Below are 22,255 nucleotides of genomic sequence, written 5' to 3'. Positions count from 1 at the left end.
CATGGTCGGGCTTGTCCCGACCATCCACGTCTTCGCTGGTCGAACGTGGTCAAGACGTGGATGCTCGGCACAAGGCCGAGCATGACGTTGGAGGCCGGCATGGCTGACATCGTCTCGGTCACGCGCGGTTCCTCGCCGCTGGTCCTGTCGATGCCGCATCCCGGCACCGGCCTGCCGGCCGAGGTCGCGGCCCAGCTCAATGCGCGCGGCACACTGGTCGAGGACACCGACTGGCATATGCGCCAGCTCTACGGCTTCGCCGAGCGCTTCCAGCCGACCATCGTCGAGGCGCAGCTCTCGCGCTTCGTCATCGACCTCAACCGCGACCCGGCCGGCGTCTCGCTCTATCCCGGCCAGGCGACGACCGAGCTGGTGCCGACCACCACCTTCGACGGCGCGCCGATCTGGAATACGGCGCCCGACGAAACCGAGATCGCCCGCCGGCGCGAGGCCTATTTCCGGCCCTATCACGACGCGCTCGCCGCCGAGATCGAACACGCCAAGGCGCAGCACGGCTTCTGCCTGCTCTGGGACTGCCACTCGATCAAGGCGGTGATCCCGCGCCTGTTCCCCGGTACCCTGCCGACGCTTAATCTCGGCACGAATTCCGGCGTCAGCGCCGCGCCTGCGGTCGAAGCCGCTGCGACCGCCGCGATGGCCGGCAGCTCCTTCACCCATGTCGTCAACGGTCGCTTCAAGGGCGGCTGGATCACCCGTCATTACGGCCGCCCGGCCGAACACGTCCACGCGCTCCAGATGGAGATCGCGCTCTCCGCCTATCTCGAAGACGAAGCCGCACCCTGGACCTTCGCCCCGGGCAAGGCCGCCAGCCTGCAAGCCACTCTCGCCGCCATGATCGAGGCCGCGCTCGCGGCCGCCACCCATATCGAACGGACGAAGTCATGACCCGCCTGGACAATACCCGCGTCATCCGCCCCGCCACCGGCACCGAACTCAGCGCCAAGAGCTGGCTGACCGAAGCGCCGCTGCGCATGCTGATGAACAACCTGCATCCGGACGTCGCCGAGAACCCGCAGGAGCTCGTGGTCTATGGCGGCATCGGCCGCGCCGCCCGTTCCTGGGAGGATTTCGACCGCATCGTCGCGGCCCTGCGCCAGCTCGAGGCCGACGAGACCCTGCTGGTCCAGTCCGGCAAGCCGGTCGGCGTGTTCCGGACGCACAAGGATGCGCCGCGCGTCCTGATCGCCAATTCCAACCTCGTGCCGCACTGGGCGAACTGGGACCATTTCAACGAGCTCGATAAGAAGGGGCTCGCCATGTACGGCCAGATGACGGCCGGCTCGTGGATCTATATCGGCACGCAAGGCATCGTGCAGGGCACCTACGAGACCTTCGTCGAGGCCGGGCGCCAGCATTATGGTGGCAATCTCAAGGGCAAATGGGTCCTGACCGGCGGCCTCGGCGGCATGGGCGGCGCCCAGCCTCTCGCCGCGGTGATGGCCGGCGCCTCCTGCCTCGCCGTCGAGTGCAACCCGGACTCGATCGATTTCCGCCTGCGCACCCGCTATCTCGACGAGAAGGCATCGAGCCTCGACGAGGCGCTGGCGATGATCGAGCGCTGGACGAAGAACGGCGAGGCCAAGTCGGTCGGCCTGCTCGGCAACTGTGCCGAGATCCTGCCCGAGATGGTCCGCCGCGGCATCCGGCCGGACATGGTCACCGACCAGACCTCGGCCCATGACCCGGTCAACGGCTACCTGCCGAAGGGCTGGACCATGGGCCAGTGGCGGCAGGCGCGCGAGGGCAATCCGAAGTCCGTCGAGAAGGCGGCGCGCGCCTCGATGCGCGAGCATGTCGAGGCGATGATTGCCTTCCAAGACATGGGCATCCCGACCTTCGACTATGGCAACAACATCCGCCAGATCGCCAAGGAAGAGGGGCTGGAGAACGCCTTCGCCTTCCCGGGCTTCGTGCCGGCCTATATCCGCCCGCTGTTCTGCCGCGGCATCGGCCCGTTCCGCTGGGCCGCCCTCTCCGGCGATCCGGAGGACATCTACAAGACCGACGCCAAGGTGAAGGAGCTGCTGCCCGACAACAAGCACCTGCACAACTGGCTCGACATGGCGCGCGAGCGCATCTCGTTCCAGGGCGTGCCGGCGCGCATCTGCTGGGTCGGCCTCGGCGACCGCCACCGGCTCGGCCTCGCCTTCAACGAGATGGTCCGGTCCGGCGAGCTCAAGGCGCCGGTCGTGATCGGCCGCGACCATCTCGATTCCGGCTCGGTCGCCTCGCCGAACCGCGAAACGGAAGCGATGAAGGACGGCTCGGACGCGGTCTCCGACTGGCCGCTGCTCAACGCCCTGCTCAACACGGCGTCCGGCGCGACCTGGGTCTCGCTGCATCATGGCGGCGGCGTCGGCATGGGCTTCTCGCAGCATTCGGGCGTCGTGATCTGCGCCGACGGCACGGATGACGCGGCCGCCCGCCTGTCGCGCGTGCTCTGGAACGACCCGGCCACCGGCGTGATGCGCCATGCCGATGCCGGCTATGACATCGCGCTCGACTGCGCCCGGGAGAAGGGGCTGAATCTGCCCGGCATCCTGGGCTGAACCCACATGTCATTCCGGGGCTCCGCGCAGCGGAGAACCCGGAACCCACGACTGGGCGAGCCTTGCCCCATCGCGACGTTGCACCCAGTCGTAGGTTCCGGGTTCGCCCTTCGGGCGCCCCGGAATGACAAATATTGAGCGCGAATACGAAGGACCGTTCCATGCGCATCATCCGCGCCGCCGACTGCCTGGTCATGCCGTGGAAGAACGGCGGCGGGACGACGACCGAGATCGCTGTGGCGCCGGAAGGCGCCTCGCTCAACGATTTCGACTGGCGCATCAGCATGGCCCATGTGGGCGCAGACGGGCCGTTCTCGTCCTTCCCCGGCATCGACCGGACGTTGTCTGTGCTGACCGGGGCCGGCATCACGCTGGCATTCGGCGACGGCGAGCGCATCAGGCTCGACCGCAGCAGCGCGCCCTACCCTTTCGCCGCCGATCGGGCGGTCGAGGGGCTCCTGGTCAACGGGCCGATCGACGATCTCAATGTGATGAGCCGCCGCGGCCGCTGGCAGCACCGGGTCGAGCGTGTATCGGGCGCTGGTTCGCTCGCTGCGAGCGAAGGCCTGTTGGCGCTGGTCGCCCGCAAGGGCGACTGGCTGGTGAATGGTGCGGCTCTGCCCGCCGGCGACAATGCGGTTCTCGACAAGCCGGGGCGCGTCGAGCTTACCGTTAGCGGCGGCGAGGCTGAGCTTTATGCGGTCTGGTTGACTGCAAAGTAGGTAAGCGCGGGATCCCCTCTCCCGGATGGGAGAGGGGTAGGGGTGAGGGACCGCCGCGAATTATTGGAATGCAACGGAGCCGTTGAACCTTCTGCGGCAAGGGCAGGCCCTCATCCCTGCCCTTCTCCCACACGGGAGAAGGGTTCCCCGCGCCTCACCCGACCTACGCCGCCTGCCGCGGCTCCGGGCCGACATAGACCGATTGCGGCCGGATCAGGCGGCCGGTCTCGATCTGCTCGCGGGCATGGGCGAGCCAACCGGTGGTGCGGCCGAGCGCGAAGACGCAGGTGAAGGCCTCCGGCGGGAAGCCGAGCGCCTCCAGCAGCAGCGCCGTGTAGAACTCGACATTGGTTTCGAGCGAGCGGCCGGGCTTGCGCTCGCGCAGGATGGCGAGCGCCGCCTGCTCGACAGCCTCGGCATGGCGCAGGCGCCCGGCATCGGCGCCGAGCTTGGCGATCGCCTGCTTCAGCGCATCGGCGCGCGGATCGCGGACGCGGTAGATGCGATGGCCGAAGCCCATCAACCGCTCGCCGCGACCCAGCGCATCCTCCAGCCAGGCGCGGGCATTGGCCGGCTCGCCGATCGCATCGAGCATCTCGATCACCGGCCCGGGCGCGCCGCCATGCAGCGGGCCCTTGAGCGCGCTGATCCCGGCCAGCACGGCCGAAACCAGCCCGGCCCGGGTCGAAGCGACGACGCGCGCGGCGAAGGTCGAGGCGTTGAGGCCGTGATCGGCGACCGTGACGAGATAGGTGTCGAGTGCCGCGGCCTGCGCCGGCGTCGGCACTTCGCCGCGCAGCATGCGCAGCGTGTCTGCCGCCTGTGACAGTGCCTGGTCCGGGGCGATCGGGGCGAGCCCACGCTGCTTGCGCACAGCGGCTGCGGTGAAGACGGCAGGCGCAGCAAGCAGTTTGAGCGCGGTGTCAGCCCCCTCGCCATCGCCGATCTGCGCTGTCCAGGCGCGAACCGCCTCGACCGGGCCGAGATCGGCCGAGAGCGCGGTGCGCTCGACGATGCCGAAGAGATCGGCCCGGGCCTTGCCGAGCGCCATCGGCAATTCGGTGCTTCGTGGCAGGCCGGGCAGCAAGCCGTCGAACATCAGGGCCGCCATCTCCTCGAAGCTGGTGCGGCCGGCGAGCTCGGCGAGGCTGTGGCCGCGGATCACCAGGCGGCCGGCAGCGCCGTCGACCTCGGAGAGCACGGTATGGGCGGCGACGACGTCATCGAGACCATCGGACATGTCAGGAACTCCTCAAAAGTTTCGCCCTGAGGATCGGCTCCCGCATTGCAACAATCAATCTTGAACAATATAATCAATATATTCGGCGGAGGGGCGATGCAGGACTGGTTGACAGCACAGGAGGCGATGGCGCGGCTGCGCCTTAAGCCGCAGACGCTCTACGCCTATGTCAGCCGCGGGCTGATCGAGGCGCGCGGCGATGGCGAGGATTCACGTCGCAGCCTTTACCGGGCCGAGGACGTCGCCCGGCTGGAGCATCGCAAGGCGCGCGGCCGGCGGCCGGCTGCAATCGCGGAGGATGCGATCGCCTATGGCGAGCCGGTGCTCGCCTCCGCCATCACCACGATCGAGCGCGGCGGCCTCTGGTATCGCGGACAGGATGCGGCGCGCCTCGCGCAGAGCGCCAAGCTGGAGGATGTCGCCCGTCTGCTCTGGGATTGCGGCACGCAACGCTTCCCGCCCCTGTCGACGATCGTGCCGCCGGGCGAGCCGTTGGCGCGCACCTTCGCGGTGATCGCGGCGCGGACCGCGAGCGACCGGCCAATGGTCGGGCGAACCAAGAAAGCGCTCTATCTCGAAGCCGCCGCCGTGCTCGACACGCTGGTCGACGCCATCGCCGGCGGCCCGGGAGAAGGGCCGATCCATGCCCGGCTGGCGCGGGCCTGGGGCTGCGAGGCCGATGGCTCGGAGCCGATCCGGCGCGCACTCGTGCTGCTTGCCGACCACGAGCTCAACGCCTCGACCTTCGCGGCGCGCGTCACCGCCTCGACCGGCGCTTCGCTCGCCGCCTGTGCGCTGGCCGGGCTCGCTGCGCTCTCCGGTCCTTTGCATGGCGGCGTCGCGCCGCGCGTGCTGGCGCTGATGCGGGAGATCGGGCGCGACGGGCTGGAGACGGCGCTCGCGGCACGGCTGGAAACCGGCACCAAGCTGCCAGGCTTCGGCCATCCGCTCTATCCCGATGGCGATCCGCGGGCACGGGCGCTATTCGCAGCCTTCGAGCCGCCGCCGGCCTACGCACAGGCGCAGGCCGCGATCGCGGCGTTGACGGGCGAGGGGCCGAACATCGACTTCGCGCTCTCGGCGCTGGCAGCGAAGCTCGCTTTGCCGGAGACCGCCCCCTTCCAGATCTTCGCCGCGGCGCGCTGCACCGGCTGGCTCGCCCATGCGCTGGAGCAGAACGAGAGCGGCCGATTGATCCGCCCGCGCGCCCGCTATGTCGGGCAACCTCCCGCCTGAGACCGGCAGACCGCTCGCGCTACTGCGCCTGCGCGCGCAGCGTCTCGAAATCCTTGTCGAGCCTTGCGAGCGAGGCCGCGATCTTCTCTCGCCGCTCCTTGATCCAGGCGCCCTGCTCCGCGATCCGGCCCTTGGCCGCGGTCAGCATCCGCTCCATCTCGGCCGGCTGCGGGCCGCCGACGGTTGCGCGGCTGCGCACGATCGCGACGGGATCGAGTGCCGCGCGGAACTCGGCCTCGGCGATCGGCAGCTCGGTCGGATAATCCGTCCCCTTCACCACCGCGGCATAGATCCGCCTTGCCTCGGCATAGGGAAAGTCGAGCGGCTTGATGTCGTGATCCTTGGCGTGGGTGACGACCTCGGAGGCGAAATGGTGGCCGACCCGGAAGGGCAGCCTGTATTTGCGCATCAAGAGGTCGGCCAGTTCCTGCGAGGCGGTCCAGTCGCTGTTCAGCTCCTCCAGCGCCCGCTCGGGGCTGATCACCAGCCCTTTCAGGATGCGGTCCCAGTTGGCGAGCACGGTGACCGCGCTCTTCACCATCGCGCTGTTGGGTTTGACGTCCTTGGGGTCGCTCATCCCCGGCGTGATGTTGTGGGCCTGGATCGCGGCGCCCATCGCAAGCGAGAGCGCCGTCGAGGCCTGCTGGCGCGTGGTGTTGAGCAGGCCGGGATTGCGCTTCTGCGGCATGGCGCTGGAGACATAGGTGTTGCCGTCGCCCTCCTGCAGCAGCATCCAGGGCCGCGCGAAGGCGTATTGGGTCATGACATCCTCGACGAAGGCGCCGGCATGCAGCGCGATGCTGGTGACGATCGCGCCGGCCTCGACCGGGTGTTCGGCGGAGGAGATCTGGCCGGCGTCATAGGCGTTGTCGACGATCGCCGCGAAGCCGAGATAGTCGGCCATGCGCTTGCGGTTGAGCGGCCAGCTCGTGCCGTTGAGCACGGTCGTGCCCATCGCCGAACGGTCGATCCGGGCATAGGCCTCGCGGATGCGCTGGGCGTCGCGCTCCAGGCCGGCGGCATGGCCAAGCAGAGCGTGGCCGAGGCTGTTCGGCTGGGCGGCGACGCCGTTGGTATAGTTCGGCACGATGGTCGCCGCGTGCTTCTCCGCCAACCCGACCAGTGTCGCCGTGGTGCGGTTGAGCTGGTCGGCGAGCGCCAGCATGTCGTCGCGCAGGATCGCGGCGCGGTAGGTCGCGTGCATGTCCTGGCTCGACCGGCCGGCATGCAGCAGCGTGACCTCCTGCCCACCAGCTGCGATCAGCAGGGGTTCGAAGCTGATCACCGTCGACGGCCGTTTGCCTCCCGGCTTGGCGCCATCGCTCAAAACCTTGACGAGACCGGCGGCGATGCGCGGAGCCAGAGCCTTGTCGAGCAGGCCTTCATCCGTGTTGATCACGGCTGTGGCCTTGTTGATCTCGCCGAGCCAGAAGAACTCGTCGCGGGCCTGGCGCTCCTGGGCGAGAGCTGGAAGAGCTGACATCTGCGCCGCTATCGCGAGCGCAATCATCAATGATCGCACGATCGACCTCCGCTAGTGCCCCCGCCAGGCAGAAGCCTAACGGGGGCATTGCAGCAGCTCAATCGCGCGCATTCAGGCGGCTCGTCCAAGCCTCGCAGCCGCCTTGCCTTTCTCGTTCATATAGTCTCGCGTCATCGGCAGCGTACCGAGCCGCTTGGCGAGCTGGAGCTGGAAGACGACGAGGCCGTCATGGCGGAAGCTCGCCTCGGATGCGGCGAGATAGAACTCCCACATCCGCGCGAAGCGCTCGTCATACATCGCCACCGCTTCCTGGCGATGGGCGAGGAAGCGCTCGCGCCAGGCCTTCAGCGTCTGCGCATAATGCAGGCGCAACACCTCGACATCGGTGACGATCAGCCCCTCCTTCTCCACCGCCGCCGTGACTTCCGACAAAGCGGGGATATAGCCGCCGGGGAAGATGTACTTGGCGATGAAGGGGTTGGTCGCGCCGGGCGGAGTGCTGCGGCCGATCGTGTGGATCAGCGCGACGCCGTCATCCTCCAGCAGCTCGCGCACCTTGCGGAAGTAGTCGCGGTAGTAGCCGACGCCGACATGCTCGAACATGCCGACCGAGACGATGCGGTCGAAACGCTCGGGCACGGCCCGGTAGTCCTGCAGGCGGAACTCGACCGGCAGCCCCGATTCCTCGGCCCGCTTGCTCGCCGCGGCGAGCTGCTCCTCGGAGAGGGTGATGCCGGTGACCTTCGCCCCGGTTTCTCTGGCGATCGAGAGACCGAGCCCGCCCCAGCCCGAGCCGATGTCGAGCACGCGCTGGCCTGGCTTCAGCGCCAGTTTCGCCGCGATGCGGCGCTTCTTGGCCGCCTGCGCTTCCTCCAGCGTCGCACCCGGATGCTCGAAGAAGGCACAGGAATACTGCTGGTCGGCATCGAGGAAGAGCCGGAAGAACTCGCTCTTCAGGTCATAATGGTGATGAACGTTGCTCTTCGCCCAGCCCGGCGTGTTGTGCTGCTTCAATCGCCGCACCGCTGTGCGCAACCGGCTCAGCCCTCCCGCCCAGGCTGAAGGCGGCTGCCGGGACAGGCCTCTCACCAGGGTTTCGAGCAATTGGTAGATCGTGCCGCGCTCGACAATGACGCGGCCATCCATCACCGCCTCGCCCAGAGCGAGCTCCGGGTCGAGCGCCAATCTGAACTCGGTTTCACGATCGGCGATACGCAAGGTGATCTCGGGTGCCGCACCTCGCCCGGCCGAATGGAGCGTTCCATCGGCGAACACGACATCGACACGCGGCTCGCAAATGAGCCGGGACAACATATTCATAAGCAGACTGCGCATGGCGCCACCTCACGGCAGTGCCCCTTCGCCATCAGAGATGGCGATCACCCGCAGCAGCGTAACAGTGGGTTCGGCGCAAAGCTGATCCACGCCCGCCGCATGCAGCTGTCAGCCTCCTGACAGGAAAAATGGGGGCGGCGGGCCGTTCTCGCCAGTCGCCCCCAACAGCCTCACCGGATCATGCCCATGGTGCGCGGCAGCCAGAGCGTCAGCTCGGGGATGAAGGTGATCGCGATCAGCGCCGCGAAGAGCGGCACCAGCCAGGGCAGGATCGCCATGGTGGTGCGCTCGACCGAGAGCTTGGCGACGCGCGAGAGCACGAACAGCACCATGCCGAGCGGCGGATGCAGCAACCCGATCATCAGGTTCAGCGTCAGGATCAGGCCGAAATGGATCGGATCGATGCCGAGCTTGAGCGCGATCGGCAGCAGGATCGGCACGACGATGGTGATCGCCGCGATGGTGTCGAGGAAGCAGCCGATGAAGAGCAGCAGCAGGTTGACCAGGATCAGGAACACCCACTTGTTCTGGGTGAAGCCGAGGATCAGGTCGGAGAGCAGCTGCGCCGTCTGCGACACCGTCAGCAGCCAGGCGAAGATCGAGGCGGCGGTGACGATGAACAGCACCGAGGCGGTGGTCTCGATCGTGTCGAAAGTCGCCTTGGTCAGGCTGCGCATGGTCATCGAGCGATAGCGCACCAGCCCGAGGAAGAGCGACCAGATCACCGCGGCAGCGGCGGCCTCGGTCGGCGTGAACCAGCCCATGGTCATGCCGCCGATCAGGATGACCGGCGTCATCAGCGCCATGACCGCCGAGAAGTCGAAATAGTAGTCCATGGCCAAGAGCACGGCGAGCGCGATGCCGATGGCGAGGTTGGGATCGAGCCCGGCGAAGACGAGGCCATAGGCCAGCACGGGGAAGCCCATGACGACCAGCACCTCGATGCCGGCCGAGCCGAGCTCGCGCAGCGAGAACTTGGTGTCCGAACCCCATTTGTAGATGCGGGCGAAGATCGCGACCGTCAGCATCATGAACAGCGTCATCACCACGCCGGGGATGACACCGCCGAGGAAGAGCGCACCGATCGAGGTGTTCGCCATCATGCCGTAGATGACGAAGGGCAGCGAGGGCGGGATGATCGGCCCGAGCGTGGCGGAGGCGGCGGTGACGCCGACCGCGACCTCGGTCGAATAGCCATGATCCTTCATCGCCTTGATCTCGATCGTGCCGATGCCGGCCGCGTCGGCGATCGCGGTGCCGGACATGCCGGAGAAAATCACCGAGCCGATGATGTTGACCTGGGCGAGGCCGCCGCGCATCCAGCCGACGAGTGCAACCGCGAAGGAATAGATCCGGCCGGTCACGCCGGCAATGTTCATCAGATTGCCGGCGAGGATGAAGAAGGGCACCGCCAGCAGCGGGAAACTCTCGACACCGGCGATCATGCGCTGGGCCAGGATCACGTCCGGCACGGTGCCTGAGACGAGGATGAAGGCGAGCGAGGCAACGGCCATCGAGATGGCGACCGGCACGCCGAGCACCATCAGGCCGAGGAAGGTTCCGAGCAGGATCAGCATGGATCAGGCCTCCGAGCCGTCGAAGGCCGAGGGACGCTCCAGCACGGAGTAGCCACGGCGCCAGTTCTGCCAGGCGACCTGGACCGAGCGCAGCGTCATCAGCGCGAAGGCGATCACGACGGCGTAAAACACCGGCGACTTCGGGAACTGGATCGTCGTCATCATCTCGTCGGGAATGAGCTGGGCGTAGCGATGGGTCAGCACCGTGCCATAGGCGAAGAAGCCGATGCGGATGATATCGACCAGGGTCGAGAGCGCTCGACCGGCACCGTGCGACAGATAGCGGTAGAGGAAGTCGACCTGGATGTGGCGCGAGGCGCGCACGCAGAGCGAGGATCCCAAGAAGACCACGACGATCAGTGCGTAGATCGCGATCTCCTCAGTCCAGGCGAAGCTGTCATTCAGGACATAGCGGGTGAAGAACTGCGCCACGACGCAGGCGACCATCAGCCAGAAGGCGGCGAGCGTCACCCAGTCCTCGAGGCCGTAGCCGGAGAGATCGGCCGGCGGCGGCGCCTCGTCGAAGACGTGGGCGATCTCCTCGCTGGTGACTTGGGTGTGGACTTCCGGCGTCGTGGTCATCGCTCACTCTTCGCTTCGACAGTCCTCAGCCGTCATGCTCGCCCTTGTGGCGAGCATCCACGTCTTGAACACCGCATTCGATCAGCGACGCGAAGACGTGGATGGTCGGGACAAGCCCGACCATGACGGAAGGGGCGACGTTCAATAGTCCCGGAGCAGGCCTATCGACCGACTCCGGAATGACGGCGTCAGCTCACTTGATCGCCTGGATGCGCTCCCAGTCCGCCTTGCGATAGCCGTACTGCTCGAAGGTCACGTTCTTCTGGACCGCGGCCAGGAAGTCGGCCTTGTCGATCTCGGTGACCGAGAGGCCCTTGTCCTTGAAGACCTGGACGAGCTTGGTTTCGTCAGCCTGGATCTTCTTGGTGGCGCGCTCGGCCGCCTCCTGGGCGACGTCGGTGAAGATCTTCTTGTCCTCGGGCGAGAGTTTGGCCCAGAGCTGCTTGGAGACCACGGTGTTGAGGTGATCGACGATGTGGCCGGTCAGCACGATGTGCTTCTGGACCTCGTAGAACTTCTTGGCGTCGATGGTGTTGAGCGGGTTCTCCTGCGCCTCGACCGTGCCGTTCTGCAGCGCGAGATAGACCTCGGCGAAGGCGATCGGCGTGGTGTTGGCGCCGCAGGCACGCGGCATGGCGAGATAGGCCGGCACATCGGGCACGCGGATCTTCAGGCCCTTCATGTCGGCGCAGGTCTTGATCGGCTTGTTCGAGGTGGTGTGGCGCGTGCCGTAATAGGTCACGGCCAGGATCTGGTGGCCGCTCTTCTCCTCATAGCCCTTGGCCATCTCCTTGAAGACATCGCTCTTCACATAGGCGAGGAGGTGATCAGGGCCGCGGAAGATGAAGGGATAGTAGGTCACACCGATCGGCGGATAGGCGCGCGCCGCGAAGCTCGAGCCCGAGATGATCATGTCGACAGTGCCCAGCGTCAGGCCCTGGTTGATGTCGGTCTCCTTGCCGAGCTGAGAGGCCGGATAGACCGTGATCTCGTATTTGCCGTTGCTGCGCTTCTTGATCTCCTCGGCGGCCCAGACCGACTCGGTGTGGAACGGCTCGGAGGTCTCGTAGACATGGGCCCATTTCAGCTTGGTCTGGGCTTGCGCCGGCGCAGCGGCGAAGAGGGCGCCGGCGGCGAGCGCGGCAAGGGCGTAATGCAATTTCATCGTCTGTCCTCCCTGAAGGTCACGGATGTGATCTGGCCTTGCGTCATTTGATCGGGCGTGGCCGGCGCTGACGCTCGCCTGCCCGCTTGAGGTCGGTGTCGCCGAAGCTCTGCGAAAAGCGCTCCTGCGAGGCCTGGAGATGAGCGCACATCGTCGCGCGCGCCGCGTCACGATCGCCTCGGGCAAGCGCGGCATGAATGGCGCGGTGCTCGCGCGCCGCGGTGCGCCAGGACTCCTCGTTCTCGAAATATTGCGCGAGCTGGCGGAAATAGGGGCTCATGCGCTGATCGAAGAGCTCGCCGACGCAGCGCACCAGCACGGTGTTGCCGAGCATCGCCGCGATCTCGACATGGAAGGCGCGGTCGAGCGCGATCAGCCGCTCGGCCGGCAGCCCGGGCTCTTCCATCTGGTCGAGGATCCCTGCGAGTTCGGCGAGTTGCTCGGGCCTCGCCTGCGCTGCGGCGTCAGCCGCAATCGCGCCCTCGACCAGCCGGCGCGCCGCCAGCACTTCGAACGGCCCCTCGACGGGGAACCCCGCTGCAGCGGTCTGCGCGGCAGCCTGGGCGGGATCGACGACATAGACGCCGGAGCCCATGCGGATGCGGACACGGCCTTCGACCTCGAGCGCGATCAACGCCTCGCGCACAGAAGGGCGGGAGACGCCGAGCTTCTCCGCGAGCTCGCGCTCGGGCGGCAGGCGGCTGCCGACCGGGAATTCGTGCTGGTCGATGAGATGACGCAACTGATCGGCGATCTGCCGATATAGACGTGGCGACTCGACGACTGCGAGCGGCATCAGCTCCCCGGACCCTTCCCTGCGCCACCTGTTCAGGTGGCTTCGATTTGGCCATGTGGTCAGGCCAATTTCGGCAGGGAAGGAACCACCATACCGGACCGGAGTCAACCGGTATGGTGGTTGGGGTGCTAGTGGCTTTCGGCCGCCAGCACCGCCTCGACCCGGATCTCCTCGACCAGCCGCTCCTTCAGCGCGACGAACTCCGGCGTGGTCTTGATCGTGTAGGGCCGGGGGTGGGGCAGATCGACCAAGATATCGGCCTTGATCCGCCCGGGGCGCGCACTCATCACCACGACGCGAGAGCCGACGAAGATCGCCTCCTCGATGTCGTGGGTGACGAAGAGCACGGTCTTCTGCTCGCGCTCCCAGATGCCGAGCAGCATCTCCTGCATCAAGGCGCGCGTCTGGTTGTCGAGCGCGCCGAAGGGCTCGTCGAGCAGCAGGATCTTAGGATCATTGGCGAGTGCGCGGGCGATCGCGGTGCGCTGCTGCATCCCGCCGGAGAGCTGCTTCGGGAAATGGTCGACGAAGCCGGCAAGGCCGACACGCTCGGCCCATTTGCGGGCAATGTCGAGCCGCTCGCGCTCCGGCACGCCCTTCTCGCGCAGGCCGAAGGCGATGTTCTGCACCACGCTCAACCAGGGGAAGAGCGTGTAGCTCTGGAAGACGAAGCCGCGATCGGCGCCCGGCCCGGTGACGGGCGCACCGTCGAGCAGGATCTTGCCCTCGCTCGCCGTCTCCAGCCCGCCGATGATGCGCAGCAGCGTCGACTTCCCGCAGCCGGAGGGGCCGAGGATGGTGATGAAGTCGTTGTCGGCGACAGTGAGCGAGGTCGGCATCAGCGCCCGCGTCGGCTGGCCCTTGCCTCTGGCCGGGAAGACCTTGCCGACCTGGTCGATCAGAAGCTTGCTCATGCCTGCGCCCACGGAAACAGGCGCTGGTTGACCGCCTTGAAGAGGAAATCGGAGATCAGCCCGATCAGGCCGATGATGATGATGCCGAAGATGATCTGCCCGGTGTTCAGCAACGCCTGGCTGTCGGTGATCATGTGGCCGATGCCGGAGGACGACCCGATAAGCTCTGCGACGATGACATAGGTCCAGGCCCAGCCGAGGACGAGCCGGAAGATCTCGGCTATCTCCGGCGCGGCATTGGGCAGGAGCACGCGGCGCACCACGGAGGAATCGCTGGCGCCCAGCGTATAGGCGGCATCGACCAGGTCGCGTCGGATGCCGCCGACTGCGACAGCGATCATCAGCACGAGCTGGAAGAACGAGCCGATGAAGATGACGAGCAGCTTCTGCGTCTCGCCGATGCCAGCCCAGAGGATCAGCAGCGGGATGAAGGCCGAGGCCGGCAGATAGCGCGCGAAGGAGACGAAGGGCTCGAGGAAGGCCTCGACCGGCTTGTAGGCGCCCATCAGGATGCCGAGCGGCAGCGCGAACATGACGGCGAGGATGAAGCCGCCGACGACACGCCAGATCGTCATGCCGATGTCGAACAGGAAGCCGTGGTTGACGAGCAGGTTCCAGCCTTCGCCGACCATGGTCAGCGGGTCGGCGAGGAACAGCTTCTGGACATAGCCGCCGAAGGTCGCGATCGACCAGACCACGACGAAGAGTGCGAAGAAGGCGATGCCATAACCGACGCGGGCAGTGGCGGAGACCGGCTGGAGTGGTTTCATCGTCTGAGACTTGTTTCCTTCACGAGAGCGGCGAGTTCGCGCCAGGGCTCGATGGACCAGTAGCCGGATGCCGCCCCGGAGGTGGAGGGCAGGATGAAGACGCGGCTTCCTACAAGCGAGGATGGCTGGAGGCCATAGGCGAGCCTATGGCCCCTCTCCTCTCCCAGCGCAGCCTGGGCGGCACGCTTGCCGTTGAACGCGACGATTGCCGGCGCGTGCTCGCGAAGCTTGGCCAGGAAGCCGGTGATATCGAAATGCTGCCGCGTCAGTGCCGTGTCGGGGCCGGACGTTCCCTTCGCGACGTCGGTGAAGCCGAGACCGTATCGCGGCAGGTCCGGGAAATCCGCCGGGCCGAGCGGCTCGGGAATCAGCCCGGTCTCGAACAGTGTCTTCCAGAACTTGTTGCCGGGGCCCGCATAGTAGGCGCCCCGCCGGGCGGAGACCGCTCCGGCCTGCGTGCCGCAGAAGACGACATGCAGGCCGGCGGTCAGAACGTCCGGCAGGACGTGATCAGTCACTTGCCGGCGACGTACTTCGTCTCGACCAGCGTGGCGATGTCGGGCTTGGCCTTGATCAGGCCGATCTCGAGCAGCAGCTCGGCCGCCTTGCTGGTGAAGGCCTGCCATTCGCCGTCGAAGAACTTCTTGTTACCCTCCGCGTCAGACCAGCGCAGGTAATTCGCCGACTTGCCGAACTGCTCGCCGGTCTGCTTCACATCGGCGCCCATGATGCCATAGGCCTTGGCCTGATCGGCCTTGATCATCGCGAGCGCGTCGAAATAGCTCTTGGTCAGCGCCTTGGCGGCGGTGTCGTTCTCGGCCAGGAATTTCGGCGTGCAGCCGAAGGTGTCCATCACCATCGGGTAGTCGAGCGTGGTGGCGATGATCTTGCCGGCCTCGGGCTTCTCGCGCACCGCCGAGAGATAGGGCTCATAGGTCATGGCGGCGTCGTTCTGGCCGGCGATGAAGGCCTGCGCGGCCGGGCCGGGCTCCATGTTGACGACGCTGACGTCCTTCACCGACATGCCGTTCTCCTTGAGGATCCAGGCGAGGGCGAAATAGGGCGAGGTGCCGGGCGCGGAGGCCGCGACCGTCTTGCCCTTGAGGTCCTTGATCGAGGCGGTCGAGCCACGCACGGCCATGCCGTCGGCGCCATAGCTCTTGTCGAGCTGGAAGATCTGCTTGGTCTTGATGCCGGCGGCGTCCCAGACGATCCAGGTCTCGACCGTGGTCGCGGCGCACTGGATGTCGCCCGAGGCAATGGCGAGGTGACGGTCCTTCTGCGGAATCTTCTTGATCGAAACGTCGAGGCCGTTCTTGGCGAAGATGCCGGCCTCCTTGGCGAGCACCAGCGGCGCGAAGCCGGTCCAGCCGGAGATGCCGATATTGACCTTGGTCTGCGCCTGCGCGCCGCCGGCGGCAAGGAGAGCCGCAAGGCCGGTCGCGGCCAGCATCCCGATACGCTTCACACCCGTCATGACGAACCTCTTCCCCTCTTGTTCCCGCTCGCGGCGGACACCCCGGCCAACGCAGCCCGATCGCGCCCGATAAAGCAAGCTTCGTTCCAAATCACGTTAAATGCATATGCAAACCGGTCAAGGCGGCATCACGCGGACTAGGGAAAGCAATGACATTCTCTTGTTTGACACTGTGGTGGCGATCCCGTCCCCTCGGCATGACAGGCGCGAAGCGCCTTTGGCTATCGAGAGGTTCTTCCGGATGAATGGCGCCGACCGCCTGTGCGACACGCTGCTGGTCAACGATGTCGATGTCTGCTTCGCCAATCCCGGCACCTCCGAAATGCATTTCGTCGCTGCGCTCGACCGCAAGCCGCAGATGCGCTGCGTGCTCGGCCTGTTCGAGGGCGTCGTCACCGGCGCGGCCGATGGCTATGCCCGCATGGCCGACAAGCCGGCGGCGACGCTGTTGCATTGCGGGCCCGGCATGGCGAACGCGCTCGCCAACATGCACAATGCCCGGCGCGCCTATACGCCGATGATCAACGTGGTTGGCGACCACGCGACCTACCATCTCCAGCATGACGCGCCGCTGACCAGCGACATCGAGAGCCTGGCCTGGCCGATGTCGCAGTTCGTGCGCCGCATCGCCTCGCCGGAGGATGTCGGCCCGGCGATCGGCGAGGCCTATGCGGCATCGCTGTCGCTGCCCGGCGTCACCACCGTGATCCTGCCGGCCGATTGCGCCTGGGGCAGCGTCGAGCCGGCGCAGTTGAAGCGGACATCGGTGCCGGCACCGAAGCAGGTTGATCAGGCCCAGATCCGCGAGGTCGCAGCCCTCCTGCGCAAGCACGGTTCGCGCGCTGCGATCATGCTGACCGGCTCGGCCCTGCGCGAGGGGCCGATGGCGATGGCCGCGCGCGTCTGCGCCGCGACCGGCGCGCAGATCTTCTCGCAGATGTCGAACGGGCGGATCGAGCGTGGCGCCGGCCGCGTCGCGATCCCGAAAGTGTTCTATCCGATCGACATGGCGCTGCAGCAGCTCGCCAATATCGACCTGCTCGTGCTGATCGGCGCCAAGGTCCCGGTCGGCTTCTTCGCCTATCCCGGCAAGCCGGGCCGGTTGGTGCACGAGAACTGCCATATCGAGCAGCTCGCCGTGCAAGGCGACGACCTGCCGGGCACCATCGAGGCGCTGGCCGAGGAACTCTCCGCACGGGCCACGCCGCCCGCCTTCATCGCAGCGCCGCAGGCAACGGATCAAGCGCTGCCGACCGGCACGCTCGACGCCGACAAGGTCTGCGCCATCGTCACGCGGCTCCTGCCGGAGAATTCGATCATCTGCGACGAGTCGGTCTCGTCCGGCCGCAGCTTCTACTATGACTGCCATGGCGCGCCGCAGCACGACTATATCCAGCTCACCGGCGGTTCGATCGGCGAGGGCATTCCGCTCTGCGTCGGCGCCGCCGTCGCCTGCCCCGACCGCAAGGTGATCGGCATGCAGGCCGACGGTTCCGGCATGTACACGGTGCAGGGCCTATGGACGCAGGCACGCGAGAATCTCGACGTCGTCACCGTCATCTTCGCCAACCGGACCTATGCGATCCTGCATGGCGAGATGCGCAATGTCGGCGTCAATGATTTCGGCCGCAACGCCAAGCTGATGCTCAATCTCGACGAGCCGGCGCTCGACTGGGTGTCGATGGCGAAGGGCATGGGCGTCGAGGCGGCCCGCGCCACGACCGCCGAGGAATTCACCAGGCTGTTCAAGGGTGCGCTGGGGCGGAAGGGGCCGTTCCTGATCGAGGCGGTGATCTGAGCGGGAGCGATACTTGCTGGAGCGCGGACCTTCCGCGCTCTCAGGACCTCTGCCGCTTTTGATGCTGATAGCGACCGAAGAACCAAATCGGGCACAGATATTGAGCCGAAAACGGTATCCATGCAGGAAGGCCTAGCGCCATACTCAGCACGAGCGTTGCAAGGACCGTCGCAATTGTTCGCCAAAAGCCAATCCACAGACTTGGGATGTCCCAGAACCACCCGCTGATGGAATCCCAAAGGCTGAGCATGCCTCTTGATGCAGCTCATAGGCGAAGGATCGGTTAAGCCGATCCGAGAAAGTGCGGGTCAGGCGCAGTTGGCCGGAAGAGCCGAGCCGGGATGAGAGGCCGCCACCGGGCAGCCGCTTCCAGCGATCAGTCTTGCCAACCGTAACCAAATGCGACGGCATGGCGAATTCAGGTTCCGATGCTTATCTTGGCGCGATCAAGGAGGTTTGACATGACGGAACGTGCTGTACTCGCAGGCGGTTGCTTCTGGGGCATGCAGGACCTGATCCGCAAGCTCCCCGGCGTCGAGACGACCCGGGTGGGCTACACCGGCGGCGACGTAGAGAATGCGACCTATCGCAATCACGGCAGCCATGCCGAGGGGATCGAGATCAGCTTCGATCCCGCCAAGATCGGCTACCGGCAGCTGGTCGAGTTCTTCTTCCAGATCCACGACCCGACCACGCTGAACCGCCAGGGTAACGACCTCGGCACCAGCTATCGGTCGGGCATCTATTATGTCGACGAGACCCAGAAGAAGATCGCCGAGGAGGTGATCGCCGAGGTCAACGCGTCGGGCCGCTGGCCGGGCAAGGTCGTCACCGAGGTGAGGCCCGAAGGCGACTTCTGGGAGGCGGAGCCGGAGCACCAAGATTATCTGGAGCGCTACCCGGCCGGCTACACCTGCCACTGGGTCCGCCCGGACTGGGTGCTGCCACGTCGTGAGGCGGCGGAATAACAGAGTTCAAAGGCGCGCACGGCCGTTGACGTCGCTCCTTCTCCCCTCGGGGGAGAAGGTCCCGGCAGGGGGATGAGGGCGCTACGACTGGGTGAACGACAAAGGGCCGCTTACGCGGCCCTTCCCTCATCCGACCCGGCTGCGCCGGGCCACCTTCTCCCCCGAGGGGAGAAGGATGAGCCTCAATCTTTGAACCCGCCCAGGAACGCATCGAGGCAATCGCCGATCGCCTCGATCGCGTAGCCGCCCTCCTGCACGACCAGCGTCGGCAGGCCGAGCGCCTTTACCCGCTCGCCGATCGTGCCGAAATCGGCGGCCTCGAGCTTGAGCACGCCGATCGGATCGTCCTTGTGGGCGTCGTAGCCGAGCGCGATCACCAGCGCCTCGGCGCCGAACTCGCGGATGGCGCGGCCGGCGCGGTCGACCGCCGCTTCCATCTCGGCGCCGCCGGCGCCATGGGCGAGCGGCAGGTTAAGATTGAAGCCTTCGCCCGGCCCGTTGCCGCGCTCGTCCTCATAGCCAGTGAAGAACGGGTAGTAGTTCACCGGATCGGCATGGACCGAGATGGTGAGCACATCGTCGCGGCGATAGAAGATCTGCTGGGTGCCGTCGCCGTGATGGGCGTCGACATCGAGGATCGCGACCTTGCCGAACTTCGAGCGCAGGCGCTGCGCCGCGATCGCGCTGTTGTTGAGATAGCAGAAGCCGGTGGCGCGGTCGGCGCGGGCATGGTGGCCCGAGGGACGGCAAAGCGAATACACCGCCCGCTCACCGGCGAGGATTGCATCGGCGCCGGACACGGCGGTCTCGGCCGAACGCAGAGTCGAGAGCCAGCAATGCTCGCCGACCGGCACCGAGAGATCGCCGAGATACCAGCCGAGCTGGCCCATGATCCCGGTCGGCCGGCAAGGCGGGCGGACGTCCTCGTCGGTGCGGCCGCTCCAATAGGGGAAAGTGTTGGGCCAGGCCTCGGGCCCACGCTCTGGCAGAGCGAGCCAGCGCTCCCACAACCCTTCGAGGAAACGGACGAAGCCTTCGTCATGGACGGCGAGGATCGGCGCCGTGCCGTGCTCAACCGAGCGCTCCGGCGTGACGCCGTGCTTGGCGAGCGCGCCGAGCAGCCGCTCGGTCCGCTCCGGCAGGTCCTTCGGCGCGACGATCTGGCCGAAGCGCATGTACTGCTGCGGGTCGTGCTTGGACTGGTCGGGATGATAGAAGGCGCGCATGCAAGGCTCCGATATCGAAGCCGGCATAGCGCCATGAAAACCGCGCTGCGACCAGTGCGCCTGATCAGGCGGCGGCACTATCCCCGTGCATGGCGTCGCCCTTGGGCAGCAGGTCCGGCAGTTGCAGCAGCCAGGGCACGCGGCCGGCCGGGGCGGGCCTGGCATAGCGATAGCCCTGGGCGAAGCGGCAGCCCTGCTCCTTCAGGAAAGCTTCCTGCTCGGCGGTCTCAACGCCCTCGGCGATGACGTCGAGGCGTAGATCCGCAGCGAGCCGGATCAGCGCCCGCACGATCGCCGCATCGCCGCCATTCTCGGTGACATGGCTGACGAAGCCGCGATCGATCTTGAGCGCATCGACCGGAAAGCGCTTGAGATGGGTGAGCGAGGCGTAGCCGGTGCCGAAATCATCGAGCGCGACACGCAAGCCCGCGGCGCGCAGGGTCTTCAGCGTGCGCTCGGCCTCGTCGGCATTACGAGTGAGCAGCACGGTCTCGGTGACCTCGACGCCGAAATGGCTCGCCGGCACGCCCGCCGCCGCGAGTTGGCCGAGCAGTCGCTCCGGCAGCGCCGGATCGCGGAAGACGCTGGCCGCGAGGTTGACGCAGACATGGCCGACATCGAGGCCGGCATCGAGCCAGCGCCTGAGATCGCCGATGGCCGCCGCGATGATCGCATCGCTGATCCCGTTGGCGATCTCGGCGTCCTGAAAGCCCTCCTGGAAGGCGGCAGCCGGAATGATCCCGCGCTCGGGATGGTGCCAGCGCGCCAGAGCCTCGAAGCCAACGATCCGGCCGGTCTCGACCGCGACCTGCGGCTGATAGTAGGGCAGGATGCGCTCGTCCTTCAGCGCACCGGCCAGCCCCTGGCAGATCGCGACACGACGCGCCATCGCAGCGCGCATCGCCGGCTCGTAGACGATCGCCATGTTGCGGCCGTTCGCCTTGGCCCGGTAAAGTGCGAGGTCGGCGTCCTTCATCAATTCGACGCCGTCGCGATCATGCTCGGGCGCCAGCGCGATGCCAAGGCTCGCCCGCGTCGCGATCATCTGCCCGGCATGCTCGCAGGGCCGGCGCAGCACCTCGATCAGCGCCTCGCCCCTTACCAGCGCCTGCAGCGCCGTCAGCCGCTGCGTCGAGAGCACGACGAACTCGTCACCGCCAAGGCGGGCGACAAGCTCATCCGAACCGATCGCACCAGCGAGCCGCTTCGCCGCCTCGATCAGCAGCGCATCGCCGGCATCATGGCCGAGCGTGTCGTTGATCGACTTGAAGTCGTCGAGGTCGATCAGGAAGAGCCCGACCGCCCCGCCCTTGCTCGCCATCCGCGCCAGCGCCTGCTGCATGCGCTCGCCGAAGAGCAGACGGTTCGGCAGCCCGGTCAGCGCGTCATGTGTCGCCTGCAAGCGGGTGCGGGCTTCGGCCGCCTTGCGGTCGGTGATGTCGACGATGCCGGCGACGACAGCCGGGTTCTCGCCGATCGGCACCGTCGTCGCCGTGATCAGCACGTCGCGGACGGCGCCGCCGCCGTCGCGCACCTGCGCCTCATGACCCTCGATCTGATCATGGTCGTTGAGCAGGCGGGCGATGACGCGGCGGTTGCCACCGTCGAGCAGTACGTCCCGGACCTGTGCCTGCGCGACCTCGTCGCCGAAATAGCGCTTGGCCGCATCGTTGCCGCGCAGGAACCGGCCGTCGCCGCGCGAGGTGACGACGAGCGGGATCGGCACCGCCATGAAGATGCGCTCGATCATCGCCTGGCTGGCGCCGAGCTCGTCCTTGGCCTGGCGCTCGGCCTGGGTCGCGGCCCATTCGAGCCGACGCAGGCGATTGCCGTGCACGACGACCAGCCCGAGCGCGAAATTGAGCATGACGAGGACAAGGATCAGGCCGGGCAAGGTCGACGGCATCGGCCCGCGGCCGAGATAGCCGGCGAGCATCAGCGCACTGCAGCCGAGCCCCAGCGCCATCGTCCAGCGGAAAGCGGTCGGCGCCACCAGATAGAAGATCGAGGGCAACATCAGCACGACGAAGAGCGCAAGATCGCTACGCGACGACACCAGCAGCGCAACCATCAGCCCGGTCGTGACTTCCCAGCCGATCAGCACGGCCTGCGCCTGCGAAAAGCGCGTCGCCTTGCGCACCAATGCGAAGCAGAGGAGCGAAGCAATGACGACCATCAGGCGCGCAGGCACGGCGACAAAGAAATGCGGCGAGCCGTAGAAGCGCCAGTCGCTGGCGAGGAAGAGCGTGTTGAGGACCGCCGAGATCAGGAAGATCAGTCGGCACTGCCGCAGCATCTCGCCGAAGCGCGCATCACGAAACGCTGTCTCGCGGACGGAATCCCGGAACTCGCCACCGAATCGAAACAGACCGTCGCGCATCATGCCTTACATTCGT

19 protein-coding genes are annotated in these 22,255 nt (G+C 66.7%); 6 read left to right on the top strand and 13 right to left on the bottom strand.

The window, feature by feature from the left end; genetic code table 11:
- The first annotated feature begins 99 nt into the window (after nucleotides 1-99).
- From hutG to ACQKLX_RS19045, 3 genes are all read left to right on the top strand, one after another.
- On the top strand, nucleotides 100-906 hold the full coding sequence (gene hutG / locus ACQKLX_RS19055; protein WP_427363128.1) for an N-formylglutamate deformylase: 807 nt from the start codon (nucleotides 100-102) through the stop codon (nucleotides 904-906).
- Complete coding sequence (gene hutU, locus ACQKLX_RS19050) at nucleotides 903-2,570, top strand: urocanate hydratase (RefSeq protein ID WP_427363127.1); 1,668 nt, start codon at nucleotides 903-905, stop codon at nucleotides 2,568-2,570. Before hutG ends, hutU begins: the two co-directional genes overlap by 4 nt.
- A gap of 161 nt (nucleotides 2,571-2,731) precedes the next feature.
- The gene (locus tag ACQKLX_RS19045; RefSeq protein WP_427363126.1) at nucleotides 2,732-3,292 is read left to right on the top strand and encodes a HutD/Ves family protein; all 561 of its coding nucleotides are present in this window, start codon (nucleotides 2,732-2,734) and stop codon (nucleotides 3,290-3,292) included.
- Between the two features lie 163 nt (nucleotides 3,293-3,455).
- Here ACQKLX_RS19045 and ACQKLX_RS19040 read toward each other — a convergent pair whose 3' ends face one another.
- Complete coding sequence (locus ACQKLX_RS19040; protein WP_427363125.1) at nucleotides 3,456-4,532, bottom strand: citrate synthase/methylcitrate synthase; 1,077 nt, start codon at nucleotides 4,530-4,532, stop codon at nucleotides 3,456-3,458.
- A gap of 96 nt (nucleotides 4,533-4,628) precedes the next feature.
- On the opposite strand from ACQKLX_RS19040, the gene ACQKLX_RS19035 reads away from it, so the two are divergent.
- Complete coding sequence (locus tag ACQKLX_RS19035; protein WP_427363124.1) at nucleotides 4,629-5,768, top strand: citrate synthase family protein; 1,140 nt, start codon at nucleotides 4,629-4,631, stop codon at nucleotides 5,766-5,768.
- 19 nt (nucleotides 5,769-5,787) lie between these two features.
- Here ACQKLX_RS19035 and ACQKLX_RS19030 read toward each other — a convergent pair whose 3' ends face one another.
- From ACQKLX_RS19030 to ACQKLX_RS18985, 10 genes are all read right to left on the bottom strand, one after another.
- Entirely contained in the window at nucleotides 5,788-7,251 is a 1,464-nt protein-coding gene (locus ACQKLX_RS19030) for a lyase family protein (protein WP_427363123.1), read from the bottom strand.
- Nucleotides 7,252-7,362: 111 nt separating this feature from the next.
- On the bottom strand, nucleotides 7,363-8,571 hold the full coding sequence (locus ACQKLX_RS19025) for a class I SAM-dependent methyltransferase (protein ID WP_427363122.1): 1,209 nt from the start codon (nucleotides 8,569-8,571) through the stop codon (nucleotides 7,363-7,365).
- A gap of 185 nt (nucleotides 8,572-8,756) precedes the next feature.
- Entirely contained in the window at nucleotides 8,757-10,163 is a 1,407-nt protein-coding gene (locus ACQKLX_RS19020) for a TRAP transporter large permease (protein ID WP_427363121.1), read from the bottom strand.
- A 3-nt stretch (nucleotides 10,164-10,166) separates the two neighbouring features.
- Nucleotides 10,167-10,745 (bottom strand): TRAP transporter small permease, encoded by a 579-nt coding sequence (locus tag ACQKLX_RS19015; protein WP_427363120.1) that lies wholly within the window; start codon nucleotides 10,743-10,745, stop codon nucleotides 10,167-10,169.
- A gap of 193 nt (nucleotides 10,746-10,938) precedes the next feature.
- The gene (locus ACQKLX_RS19010; RefSeq protein ID WP_427363119.1) at nucleotides 10,939-11,910 is read right to left on the bottom strand and encodes a sialic acid TRAP transporter substrate-binding protein SiaP; all 972 of its coding nucleotides are present in this window, start codon (nucleotides 11,908-11,910) and stop codon (nucleotides 10,939-10,941) included.
- Between the two features lie 43 nt (nucleotides 11,911-11,953).
- Nucleotides 11,954-12,706 (bottom strand): FadR/GntR family transcriptional regulator, encoded by a 753-nt coding sequence (locus tag ACQKLX_RS19005; protein ID WP_427363118.1) that lies wholly within the window; start codon nucleotides 12,704-12,706, stop codon nucleotides 11,954-11,956.
- A 128-nt stretch (nucleotides 12,707-12,834) separates the two neighbouring features.
- Complete coding sequence (locus ACQKLX_RS19000) at nucleotides 12,835-13,620, bottom strand: ABC transporter ATP-binding protein (RefSeq protein WP_427363117.1); 786 nt, start codon at nucleotides 13,618-13,620, stop codon at nucleotides 12,835-12,837.
- Complete coding sequence (locus tag ACQKLX_RS18995; protein ID WP_427363116.1) at nucleotides 13,617-14,390, bottom strand: ABC transporter permease; 774 nt, start codon at nucleotides 14,388-14,390, stop codon at nucleotides 13,617-13,619. Before ACQKLX_RS18995 ends, ACQKLX_RS19000 begins: the two co-directional genes overlap by 4 nt.
- A complete protein-coding gene (locus tag ACQKLX_RS18990; RefSeq protein ID WP_427363115.1) occupies nucleotides 14,387-14,908 on the bottom strand; it encodes a mismatch-specific DNA-glycosylase in 522 nt (173 codons plus the stop codon). The genes ACQKLX_RS18995 and ACQKLX_RS18990 overlap by 4 nt, the downstream gene beginning before the upstream one ends.
- Nucleotides 14,905-15,843, bottom strand: coding sequence for an ABC transporter substrate-binding protein (locus ACQKLX_RS18985; protein WP_427363195.1), 939 nt, complete (start codon nucleotides 15,841-15,843; stop codon nucleotides 14,905-14,907). The genes ACQKLX_RS18990 and ACQKLX_RS18985 overlap by 4 nt, the downstream gene beginning before the upstream one ends.
- 265 nt (nucleotides 15,844-16,108) lie before the next feature.
- Between ACQKLX_RS18985 and ACQKLX_RS18980 the strand changes: the two genes are divergently transcribed.
- Both ACQKLX_RS18980 and msrA read left to right on the top strand, forming a co-directional pair.
- Nucleotides 16,109-17,665 carry an acetolactate synthase large subunit gene (locus ACQKLX_RS18980; RefSeq protein WP_427363114.1) on the top strand — a complete coding sequence of 519 codons (1,557 nt, stop codon included), beginning with the start codon at nucleotides 16,109-16,111 and terminating at the stop codon, nucleotides 17,663-17,665.
- Nucleotides 17,666-18,126: 461 nt separating this feature from the next.
- Nucleotides 18,127-18,633: a peptide-methionine (S)-S-oxide reductase MsrA gene (gene msrA, locus ACQKLX_RS18975; protein WP_427363113.1), complete on the top strand. Its 507-nt coding sequence runs from the start codon at nucleotides 18,127-18,129 to the stop codon at nucleotides 18,631-18,633.
- 182 nt (nucleotides 18,634-18,815) lie between these two features.
- Here the strand turns inward: msrA and ACQKLX_RS18970 are convergent, their stop codons facing one another.
- Both ACQKLX_RS18970 and ACQKLX_RS18965 read right to left on the bottom strand, forming a co-directional pair.
- Entirely contained in the window at nucleotides 18,816-19,859 is a 1,044-nt protein-coding gene (locus ACQKLX_RS18970; RefSeq protein ID WP_427363112.1) for a histone deacetylase family protein, read from the bottom strand.
- A 64-nt stretch (nucleotides 19,860-19,923) separates the two neighbouring features.
- On the bottom strand, nucleotides 19,924-22,242 hold the full coding sequence (locus ACQKLX_RS18965; protein ID WP_427363111.1) for a putative bifunctional diguanylate cyclase/phosphodiesterase: 2,319 nt from the start codon (nucleotides 22,240-22,242) through the stop codon (nucleotides 19,924-19,926).
- Between the last annotated feature and the right edge of the window lie 13 nt (nucleotides 22,243-22,255).

This window comes from Allobosea sp. NPDC003192, from assembly GCF_050275675.1.
In the GTDB taxonomy this organism is placed as follows: Bacteria; Pseudomonadota; Alphaproteobacteria; order Rhizobiales; family Beijerinckiaceae; genus Allobosea.
This window is presented reverse-complemented; position numbering and strand designations above follow the sequence as displayed.